The organism is Streptomyces sp. NPDC005438 (genome assembly GCF_040606315.1).
Lineage (GTDB): Bacteria > Actinomycetota > Actinomycetes > Streptomycetales > Streptomycetaceae > Streptomyces.
The window spans coordinates 360,635-370,763 of the sequence record NZ_JBEXEP010000006.1; the positions used below are offsets into that span (position 1 = coordinate 360,635).

9 protein-coding genes are annotated in these 10,129 nt (G+C 71.9%); 3 read left to right on the plus strand and 6 right to left on the minus strand.

Annotated features, from left to right (window positions below):
• Positions 1-99 precede the first annotated feature (99 nt).
• On the plus strand, positions 100-1,698 hold the full coding sequence (locus tag ABZT14_RS15800; RefSeq protein WP_356302099.1) for a molybdopterin-dependent oxidoreductase: 1,599 nt from the start codon (positions 100-102) through the stop codon (positions 1,696-1,698).
• Positions 1,699-1,787: 89 nt separating this feature from the next.
• Positions 1,788-2,420 carry a fasciclin domain-containing protein gene (locus ABZT14_RS15805; RefSeq protein WP_356302102.1) on the plus strand — a complete coding sequence of 211 codons (633 nt, stop codon included), beginning with the start codon at positions 1,788-1,790 and terminating at the stop codon, positions 2,418-2,420.
• A gap of 370 nt (positions 2,421-2,790) precedes the next feature.
• On the opposite strand, the gene ABZT14_RS15810 is transcribed toward ABZT14_RS15805, so the two are convergent.
• The 5 genes from ABZT14_RS15810 to ABZT14_RS15830 all read right to left on the minus strand — a co-directional run bounded on the left by ABZT14_RS15810 (position 2,791) and on the right by ABZT14_RS15830 (position 8,318).
• A complete protein-coding gene (locus ABZT14_RS15810; RefSeq protein WP_356302105.1) occupies positions 2,791-3,096 on the minus strand; it encodes a 4a-hydroxytetrahydrobiopterin dehydratase in 306 nt (101 codons plus the stop codon).
• A 136-nt stretch (positions 3,097-3,232) separates the two neighbouring features.
• Positions 3,233-4,963 (minus strand): ABC transporter ATP-binding protein, encoded by a 1,731-nt coding sequence (locus ABZT14_RS15815; RefSeq protein WP_356302108.1) that lies wholly within the window; start codon positions 4,961-4,963, stop codon positions 3,233-3,235.
• Positions 4,956-6,701, minus strand: a complete 1,746-nt coding sequence (locus tag ABZT14_RS15820) for an ABC transporter ATP-binding protein (protein ID WP_356302111.1) — start codon at positions 6,699-6,701, stop codon at positions 4,956-4,958. Before ABZT14_RS15820 ends, ABZT14_RS15815 begins: the two co-directional genes overlap by 8 nt.
• Positions 6,698-7,510: an alpha/beta hydrolase gene (locus ABZT14_RS15825; RefSeq protein ID WP_356302114.1), complete on the minus strand. Its 813-nt coding sequence runs from the start codon at positions 7,508-7,510 to the stop codon at positions 6,698-6,700. The genes ABZT14_RS15820 and ABZT14_RS15825 overlap by 4 nt, the downstream gene beginning before the upstream one ends.
• A 4-nt stretch (positions 7,511-7,514) precedes the next feature.
• Complete coding sequence (locus tag ABZT14_RS15830; RefSeq protein WP_356302117.1) at positions 7,515-8,318, minus strand: siderophore-interacting protein; 804 nt, start codon at positions 8,316-8,318, stop codon at positions 7,515-7,517.
• 143 nt (positions 8,319-8,461) lie between these two features.
• On the opposite strand from ABZT14_RS15830, the gene ABZT14_RS15835 reads away from it, so the two are divergent.
• Positions 8,462-9,436, plus strand: coding sequence for an ABC transporter substrate-binding protein (locus tag ABZT14_RS15835; RefSeq protein ID WP_356302120.1), 975 nt, complete (start codon positions 8,462-8,464; stop codon positions 9,434-9,436).
• 180 nt (positions 9,437-9,616) lie between these two features.
• Here the strand turns inward: ABZT14_RS15835 and ABZT14_RS15840 are convergent, their stop codons facing one another.
• On the minus strand, positions 9,617-9,955 hold the full coding sequence (locus tag ABZT14_RS15840) for a hypothetical protein (RefSeq protein ID WP_356302123.1): 339 nt from the start codon (positions 9,953-9,955) through the stop codon (positions 9,617-9,619).
• Positions 9,956-10,129: the final 174 nt, after the last annotated feature.

Below are 10,129 nucleotides of genomic sequence, written 5' to 3' on the forward strand. Positions count from 1 at the left end.
GGGGCCCGTGGATGGGTCACCCACGCACCCGATCCGCGCTCACCGACGGATTTCCACTCGTTCGGTTGAGAGACCCATCCGCACCGGCCCCCGGCCCGAATGCGGTACGTGACACAGCGAAGGAACACCGACAGCCCCGCCGGGCGGGGCGCACGTCTGGCGCACGGTCTGCTGCGGGCGAGCGTGGGCCTGGTCGCCGGGGCGGTGGCCCTCGCGGTCGCCGAGTTGGTGAGTGCCGCGTTCCGGGCCGAGGCCAGCCCGGTGAACGCGGTGGGCGCGGCGGTCATCGACCGCACGCCGGCCCCGGTGAAGGACTTCGCCGTCCGTACCTTCGGCTCCCAGGACAAGCTGGTGCTCCAGCTGGGCATCGTGGTGGTGCTCGCCGCCCTCGCTATGGCCCTGGGCTGGTGGGCGCGGCGACGCCGTACGGCCGCCTCCCTCGGGGTGCTGGCTTTGGGCGCCGTGGGCGCGCTGGCCGCCGGGGAACGACCCGCCGCCCAGGCCACGGACGTGCTGCCCTCGCTGGCGGGCGCGGTGGCCGGGGCCCTGACCCTGTGGTGGCTGGCCCCCGGGCTGGGCCGTACCGCTCCCGGCCTCGGGGCCGAACGGGCCGACCGCCGGCGGTTCCTGTGGATCGTCGGGGGCACCGGAGCGGCGGCGGTGGGCGGGTTCTGGGCCGGCCGGCGGCTGCTGGGCCTCGGCGGGGCCGAGGCGGCACGGGCCCGGGAGGCGATCCGGCTTCCCGCTCCGGCCTCCCGGGCGGCACCCGTCCCCCGGGGCGCGGACCTGGGCGTCGAGGGAGTGAGCCGGTTCCTCACCCGGAGCCGGGACTTCTACCGGGTGGACACCGCGCTGGTGGTGCCCCGGATCGAGCCCGACGGCTGGCGGCTGCGCCTGCACGGCACCGGGGTGCGCGAACCGGTCACCCTCACCTACCAGGACCTGCTGCGACGGGACCTGATCGAGCGGGACATCACCCTCACCTGCGTCTCCAACCAGGTCGGCGGCCCCTATGTGGGCAACGCCCGCTGGCTGGGGGTGCCCCTGGCCGACCTGTTGCGTCAGGTGGGGGTGCGACCGCCGTCCCGGGGCGGGGAGGCCGACCAGTTGGTGGCCCGCTCCGAGGACGGGATGACCCTGGGCACCCCGGTGGAGACGGTCATGGACGGCCGGGACGCGATGCTCGCGGTCGGGATGAACGGCCGGCCGCTGCCGTTCACCCACGGCTTCCCGGTACGGATGGTGGTCCCCGGTCTGTACGGCTACGTCTCGGCCTGCAAGTGGCTGCGGGAACTGGAGCTGACCACCTTCGACGCCTACGACGTGTACTGGGTACGCCGGGGCTGGGGTCGTCGGGCACCGGTCAAGACCCAGTCCCGTATCGACACCCCCAAGCCGCTGGCCGAGTTGAGTCCCGGCACGGTCCGGGTGGCCGGTGTCGCCTGGGCGCAGCACCGGGGCGTGGAACGGGTCGAGGTACGGGTCGACGGGGGGCGCTGGCACCGCGCGGACCTCGCCGAGGAGGACAGCGTCGACACCTGGCGCCAGTGGGTGTGGGAGTGGCCGGCGACCAGGGGCTCGCACCGGCTGGAGGTGCGGGCCACCGACCGGTCGGGAGACACCCAGACCGCCCGACGGGTGGGCACCGTGCCCGACGGTGCCACCGGCAGGCATTCGGTGGTGGTCGACGTGACCTAGCCGTCCCCGCTTTCGCGTTCCGAGTCCACCAACCCTCCGAACTCCTCGGTTCCTCCGGCGAGTTCACACCCTCTTTCACTGGAGACGACATGAACACCCACCGTGCACTGCGCGGCGCCGCCGCCCTGGCCGCCGTGGTCCTGCTCCCCCTGGGGCTGACCGCCTGCTCCGACGACGGCGACGACTCGGGGAGCAAGGGCGACAGCTCGCCCTCGGCCGACCGGCAGAAGCAGAACAAGGCCGCCGACAAGCCCTTCGGGCCCGGCTGCGCCTCCGTACCGAAGAACGGCAAGGGCAGCTTCGACGGGATGGCCGAGGACCCGGTGGCCACCGCCGCCAGCAACAACCCGGCCCTGTCCACCCTGGTCGGGGCGGTGAAGAAGGCCGGCCTGGTGGACACCCTCAACAGCGCGGAGAACATCACCGTGTTCGCGCCGACCAACGACGCCTTCGACAAGGTGCCGAAGAAGGACCTGGACGCGCTGATGAAGGACAAGGCCGCCCTGAAGAAGGTCCTCACCTACCACGTGGTGGGCGAGCCGCTCACCCCGAAGAAGCTGGAGAAGGGCTCGTACCCGACGCTCGCCAAGAGCAGCCTCACCACGGCCGGTTCGGGCACCAGCTACCAGGTCAACGGGAACTCCTCGGTCGTCTGCGGTGACGTGAAGACCTCCAACGCCACCGTGTACCTGGTGGACACCGTGCTGATGCCCAAGAGCTGACGCCCCGGATCGGGGCGCCCCGGACCCGTCCCCGGAGCGGATCGGCTGCCGCTGTCGGGGGCCCTCTCCCCCGGGGCGCCCTCCCCTCGCCTCGGCACCGGCGCCCGGTTCCCCGGGCGGTCGGTGGTGAGGAAGGTCCCCCTCCGCGCCGGTGCGGCCCACGGGTGTGGAGGAGGTCCGGGCGTCCGCCGTGACCGGCGGGCGCGCCGGGCCGGGTGGGGGTCGGCTCGACCGGCGCCCACCCCCTCGGCCGGGGGTACGGCGGGATGGCGGGCGGGCCTCCGTCGTACCCCCTTCCATGGCTGTGGCTCCACCGTTCGAAGGGTTTCGAACGGTGGAGCCACAGTGGTGCCTGGTGCGCGCTCCCCGGCTACTCGGCGCGGTGTCCCGGGGCGATCTCCTCGATCCGTCCGGCCAGCCCGGTGTCCAGGGCGGTGATCCGGCCGCCCACGCTGTGGGTGTTCACCGAGACGGTCAGGGTGTTGTAGCTGAGCGTCTGGTCGGCGTGGTGCCCCAACTCCTCCTGGATGGCGCTCACATGGGCCACCATGGCGGCGGCCGGTGGGTGGCCGGGGAAGTGGTAGGTCCGCGTCAGCCGGTCGTCCTGGACGCTCCACCCCGGCAGTCCCTCCAGGGCCTGGTTCAGCTCCGACTCCGACAGCGGCTGTGGTGCCATGGGATCTCCTGCCTCTCCGCGCGCCGGGGCACCGGACGCGTCCCGCCACCGGTGTCCGACCCGCACCTGGGGTTACCCCGCCACCCTGCCACGGGGAAGCGGGCCGGCCCGGTCGGCGACGCGGGCCGGCCCCGGGTCAGCTGGTGGCCAGCACCGAGCCGTGGTCCAGCCGCACCACCCTGGGCAGCCGCTCGATGGTGGCCTCCCGGTGGGCGATCACGATCAGGGTGCGGTCGGTGCGCAGGGTGTCGATGGCCGTCTCCAGTCGCCAGGCGGTCTCCGGGTCGATGTCGGCGGTGGCCTCGTCCAGCACCAGCACCGCCGGGTCCACCAGGGCCGCCCGTACCAGACCGATCAACTGCAGTTCCCCGGCCGACAGTTGCCCCTCCTCCCGGCCCAGCCGGGTGTGCAGGCCGTCGGGCAGGCTCTCCACCCAGTCGCCGAGGCCCAGCCGTTCCACCGCCCCGCTCACCCGCTCGTGGTCCGGCTCGCCGGGCACCAGGGCCAGGTTGTCCAGCAGGGTGCCGTGGATCATGTGGACCCGCTGGGGCACCAGGACGATCCGGCGCCGCAGTTCGGCCGGGGACAGCTCCCGCAGGTCCACCCCGTCGTACCGCACGGAGCCGGCGTCCGGCTCGTACAGTCCGCACACCAGCTTCGCCAGGGTGGTCTTGCCGGCGCCGGTGGGGCCGACCAGGCCGATCCGCTCCCCCGGCTCGACGGTCACCGACAGATGGTGCAGCACCTCGTTGCCCACCACGTAGGAGTAGTCCACCTCCACCACTTCCAGGGTGCCGCGCTCGGAAGTACGCGGCTCGCCCTCGGGCTCCGGGCGCTCGCCGTCCTGGGCGGGGACCTCGTCGGGGTCGGCGCCCACCTCGGCGGTGACCCGGAGCAGGTCCAGCAGTCGGGCCAGGCCGACCAGGGAGACCTGGGCCTGGCCGACCAGGTTGGAGGCCTGCGCGGCGGACTCGAAGAGTTGACGGGTGGCCAGCACGAACACCACCACGGTGCCCACGCTGATGTGGCCGCGCGAGGCCAACCAGCCGCCGAACACCAGCAGTACGCCGGTGGTGGCGCCCTGCACCAGCCGGGAGAGGCTGATCAGGAACAGGGCCTTCTGGGTACGGCGGGCGGCCAGGTACCGCCGTTCGTTGTCGGCCAGGAACCGCTGACGCCAGAAGGACAGCCCGCCGCTGGTGCGCAGCATCTCCCGGGAGGTGACCAGCTCGCGGTAGGTGGAGGCGACCGCGCCGGCCCGGGCCGCCTCGGCGGCGAACGCGGGGTTGGCGGCCCGCTTGAAGGTGCGCAGCACCCACAGCACGGCCGGTACGAACACCACCAGCAACGCCAGGGTCAGCAGCGGGGAGTACCCCAGCAGCAGCACCGTGGTGAACAGCAGGTACCCGCCGACGGTGAGGACCTCCGGCAGCTGGCTGCGTACGAAGTTGGCCAGGTCGGCGATCTCGGTCGTGGTACGGCGCAACAGGTCGCCGGAGGGGTGGGCCTCCAGGAACCGCAGCGGCGCCCGGGACAGGCGGTGGACCGCCAGGTCACGCAGGTGCCGCACCACCCGCTCGCCGACGGTGGTCAGCAGGATCTCCGACTGGCGGAAGACCACCAGGCGCAGCACCGCCAACGCGCAGACCCCGGCCACCGCCCACATCAGTCCGGCGCGGTTCTCGGCCAGCAGCTGGTCCACCGCCGCGCCGATCAGCGCCGGTACGGCCACGGTGGTGGCGGTGGCCAGCGCGCTGAGCAGCAGGGCGCCGATGATGCCCCGGCGGTGGGGGCGCATGTGGGGCCAGGCCCGCCGCAGCACCCTCTTCTGGTCCGGGGAGGCACTCAGTCCGGGCTGTTCAGCCATGAGCGCTCACCCTCTCCTCGGTACGGTCCCGGCTCTGGTCGCCCTCCAGGGTGAGCACCTGGTCGGCGGCCTCCAGCAGGGGTCGGCGGTGGGTGACGCAGACGATGGCGCTGTCCTGGCACCACTGCCGGAGGCGTTCCACGATGGTCCTCTCGGTCTGGCCGTCCACGGCCGAGGTCACGTCGTCCAGCAGCAGCACCGCCGGTCGCCGCAGCAACGCCCGGGCCAGCGCGAGTCGTTGGAGCTGTCCGCCGGAGAGGCTGTTGCCCTTCTCCCCGACCTCGGTCTCCAGTCCGTCGGGCAGCGAGTCGACGAAGTCGTCCAGGGCGGCCAGCCGGCAGGCCTCCCGCAGTTGGTCGTCGTCGTAGTCGGCGCCGAGGCGGAGGTTGTCGGCGAGGGTGCCGCTGAGGGTGACCGGGCGCTGGGGTACGAAGGCCACCCGCTGGTGCAGTTGCTCGGGCACCGCCCGGTCCAGGGGCACGCCGGCGAAGCGTACGGTGCCGCCGTCGGGCGGGGTGAGGCCTGCCAGCACCCGGAGCAGGGTGGTCTTGCCGCTGGCCATGGTGCCGGTGACGGCCAGTATGTGGCCGGGCCGGGTGGCCAGGCTGGTGGGGGCCAGCACGGTGCGGTCCCCGGCACGTACGGTCACCGCGTCGGCGACCAACTCGCCGTTCTCGGGCAGTGGTTGGTCTCCCGGCGGCTGCTCGTCGGGGGTGGGCAGCAGCACCTCCTGGAGCCGGCGGGCGGCGGTGGTGGCCTGGCTGAGCTGGCTCAGCCGCAGGGTGAGCACGCCGACCCACAGCACCAACATGCTCATCCAGCTGGTGAAGGCGACGATGCCGCCGACCTGCATGGTGCCGCGCAGTACGGCCAGTCCGCCGAAGCACAGGCCGATGCCGATGGCCAGGGCGGGGACGAAGGGCGACAGGGCGGCCCAACTGGCCGACACCCGGGCGGTGGTGAGGGTGTGTTCGGTGACGTCGGCGCTGCGCCGGTGGTGACGGCGCACCAGGGCGGGTTCGCCGCCCAGTCCGCGTACCGCCGCGCTGGCAGAGAGCAGTTCCTCGACCGCGTCGGCGCGGCTGCCGTGGGCGGCGGACAGCGCGGTGTTGACCTTGCCGAACCGCTTGGGGAACCAGTAGGTGTTGATCCACACCAGCGGGGGCACGCACAGCAGGCCGACGACGGCCAGCAGCGGGTCGAGCAGCACGATGGCCACGATCATCACCACGAAGCCGAACACGCCGGTGACGAAGGAGCCGAAGCCCATCAGCCAGGAGCGCACCAGGTCCACGTCGCGGGTGCCGCGCATTCCGAGGTCGCCCTCGCCGAAGCGGTTCACGGAGCGGAAGTCCAGGGCGGCGACCCGGTCGGCCAGGGCGATGTAGAGGCGGTTGCCCTGGAGGGTGGCGGAGGTGGTGGAGAACCAGCCGAGGACCATCTCCCCGGCCATGGCGACCACGCTCAACGACAGGATCACCAGGGCCCACTTGAGTACCTTGCCGGAGTCCTCGTCGGCGATGCCCTGGTCGACGGCCCACTCGATGCACTTGGGCAGGGAGATCAGGGCGACCTGGTAGAAGAGTCCGCCCAGTACGGCGAGGCCGATCCGGCCGGCGTTCCCGCGCAGGCAGGAGGCCAGCAGCCGCAGTCCGTCACGCGTGGTGGGCGCTTCGGAGGGTGCGGGGTCGGGCTGGTTCTTCTCGGGTGGGGAGTCGGTGGTGTGATGACGCGTCATGCCTCACATCCGTCGAAGAAGTCGAGCATGGCCGCGTTGACCTCCGTGGGGCGTTCCAGGTATCCGAAGTGCCCGCAGTCGTTGATCTCGGTGTAGCGGGCGGCGGGCAGGGTGTCGGCGAGTTCTCGGGTGGCACCGGGTGGGACGACCAGGTCGTCCGCGAACCCGACGCACAGCGCCGGTGTGGTGATGGCGGCGTACGCGGGGCGGAGGTCCTCGTGGTCGTCCAGGTCGAGTTGGGCACGTGGGCCCGGACCGGTCGGCTGTGGGGAGTACATGAACACCTCCAGCCAGTTTCGCACGGCCTCGGGGTCCCGCAGGGTGGCGGGCGCGAGGTTGCGCAGGGCGGTGACCATCGCCCGGTAGCTGTCGGGGAGTTGGACGCGCTGGTCGTACAGGTCACGCTCGGCGCGGTTGAGGGCGGCGCCGAACGGGTCCACCCTGGCCCGGCCGGCGACCAGCACCGCCTGGGTGGCCAACTCCGGCCTGGTCAGCAGGAGTTGGGCGACGATGTTGACGCCCATGGAGTGGCCGACGATCCGGCAGGGGCCCAGGTCGAGGTGTTCGATCAGCCGGGCGGTGTCCTCGGCCATGGTGGCGAAGGTCACCCCGCCCGGTGGCGTCTCGTTGGGCGGCAGGCCCCGGTTGTCGAAGGTGACGGCGCGGTAGCCGGCGTCCACCAGGGCGGGCACCTGGTGCAGGTGCCAGGCGCGGCCGGTGGAGCCGGTGCCCATGACCAGGACCACCGGCGGTCCGGTGCCGGTGTCCTGGTAGGGCAGCTCGATGCCGTCGAGGGCGGCGGTCGGCATCGGTTCAGTCCTCGCTGTCCTGGGCCACGCCCTGGGTCCAGTAGGCCGTCAGGTGGGTGTCGGAGCGCTCCAGCCCCTTGTCCCGTACGAAGTGCCGGCGCAGCTCGCGCACCACGGAACGCTCGGCGGCCCCCCACACCCGGCCGCGCCCCGGCGGCAGGGTGAGCCGTGGGGCGTGTTCCAGCAACAGGGCGCCGTGTGGGCGGTGGTGACGGTGCAGCCAGGTCACCTGGGCGTCGGCGCGGGTGGCCAGGGGCAGTTCCTCCTCGGCGTCGGCCACCTCGACGAGGACCCGTACCGGGTGGCCCTCGGGGAGCTGTTCCAGCATCACGGCGATGGCCGGGAGGGCGGTCTCGTCCCCGACGAGGACGGTCCAGGCGCTGTCGTGGGCCAACGGGTACGCCGGTGAGGGGCCGAACCAGATGGACTCGTCGCCCACCTTCGCCTTCTCGGCCCAGCCGGAGGCGAGCTGGTCGCCCCCGTGCAGCACGAAGTCCATGTCCACCTCGCCGAGTTCGGGTCGGTGGGAGCGGATGGTGTAGCGGCGCAGTTTGGGTTTGGCGTGGGGGTAGATCTGCTTGGCGGCCTCGGTGGTGAAGGGCCGGGGCAGCTCCACTCCCGGTTCGTAGAAGTACAGGGCGACGTGTTGGTCGGTTCCGTTGCTGAGGAACTCGGTCAACTCCTCGCTGCCGAAGGTGATTCGGGCCATCCGGGGTGTGACGCGGTCCACACGCCGTACCCGCGTCACGTGTAGCTGCCCAGGTCGGCGGCTTTGGTAACGCTCTTCGTGGGTCGACGCCCCGCTCATCGTGATGGACTCCTCGCTGCTGTTCGTGTCGGTCGACTCCCTAGATCTTGCTTGGAACCTGTAAGTTAGGCAAGCCTTACCTGTTCGCCCGCGGCTGAGTCCGTCAGGGCACCGAGACAACTGCACGATGGAGGAGAGTGAACATGACCCGTTCACGTGGCATGTCCGACCCCTTGGGACGGAGACGATTCCTGGGAGGACTCACCGGAACGGCGGCCCTGTTGGCGCTGTCCGCCTGTGGCGTGAGCGAGTCCGATGACAAGGGGGAGGCGAAGGACTCCGACAAGGAGCGCAGCCTCAAGACGGACAAGGGCACCATCAAGGTGCCCGAGAACCCCGAGCGGGTCATCGCCTCGTGGAACTACGACGCCTTCATGCTGCTGGAGTTGGGCCTCGTTCCGGTCGGGATGCCCGACGGCACGGCCAACAAGCTGCTGATGCCCGAGGACATCTTCGACAAGCTCAAGGGCGTCAAGACCACCGGTGCCCCCGGAACGCCCAACGCCCAGGCGGTCGGCGCGGCCAAGCCCGACCTGATCATCGATCAGTTCAGCTGGGAGAAGACCAAGGCCCTGCGCAAGATCGCCCCGGTCGCCTACTACGACTGGAGCCGCAGCGGCGCCGCGTGGCACGAGCAGCTCGCCAAGGTGGCCAAGGCCGTCAACCGTGAGGACCGGCTCCAGGCGGAGAAGAAGAAGTACGAGGACCGGCTCAAGGAGCTGAAGACCACCTACCGCAAGCAGATCGCCACCAGCAAGTGGGCCATTCTCAGCGGTGGGCAGAAGAGCACCTTCCAGCTGGGCGGGCCGCTGCTGACGGTGATGCGTGACCTGGGTCTGAAGATCGGCGCCGGCATCAAGGCCGGCAGCGCCGACTTCCAGCAGAAGAGCTACGAGCAGCTGGAGGTGCTGGACGACTGCACGGCCCTGATCTACCCGGTGCAGTTCGACGAGAAGCCCCCGCCGCCCACCCAGGACCTGCTGGACAGCAAGCTGTGGAAGGGCGTCCCGGCGGTGAAGGCGGACAAGGCCTTCCCGATCAAGCACTACACGATGTGCACCTACCGTTTCGCCCTCGGCGCCCTGGACGAGATCGAGGGAATGCTCAAGAAGGTGTGACACACGTGGTGTGCGCCGGTCGTGGGGCCCGGCGCACACCACTCCCCGTACGCGGGGAGACCCGTACGCGGGAAGGAGGCGGCGGCCCGGCTACCGGGTCGCCGCCTTCCGCGTGCCGGCGCCTCGCCCCCTGTGGAGCCGTGGGCCCGACGGGGGCTCAGGCCGGGCAGCGACCTCGCCTCAGCGGGCGCCGGACGGGTCCGAGCGGCCTCCCAGGACCAGCTCCACCTCCTCCCCGACCGGCCGCAACTCCCGTACGAACCAGGTGCGTTCACCCAGCTGGGTGCCCGCGCCGGTGGTGTACTCCGGTACGGCCAGGACGGTGTCCCCGGCCTCGGCCACCAGGATCTCCGCCTCCGCGACCACACCGTCGGAGAAGCGCAGCCCCAGGCCCACGGGGCTGGGGTCGGAGGCGAAGTCCTGGGGGTCGGGCAGGTCCCGGACCCGGCAGCGGCACCCGGGGAACAGGTGGGTGTGGGCGCAGAACGCGGGGAACGCGCCGTTGTCGGCGTCGGGCATGGGAGCCTCCAGAGGGGGTGAGGTCACCGGACCTCCGGCAGTCTGTCCGCCCGTCGGGTCGACGGGCGGGCGTCACGCCGGGTTCGCCGGACCGCCACCTGATCGGAGGCCGCTCCCCCGGGTGGGCCACGACGGGTGGGGGTACCGCCCCGACGGGCGGCGCCCCCACCGGGC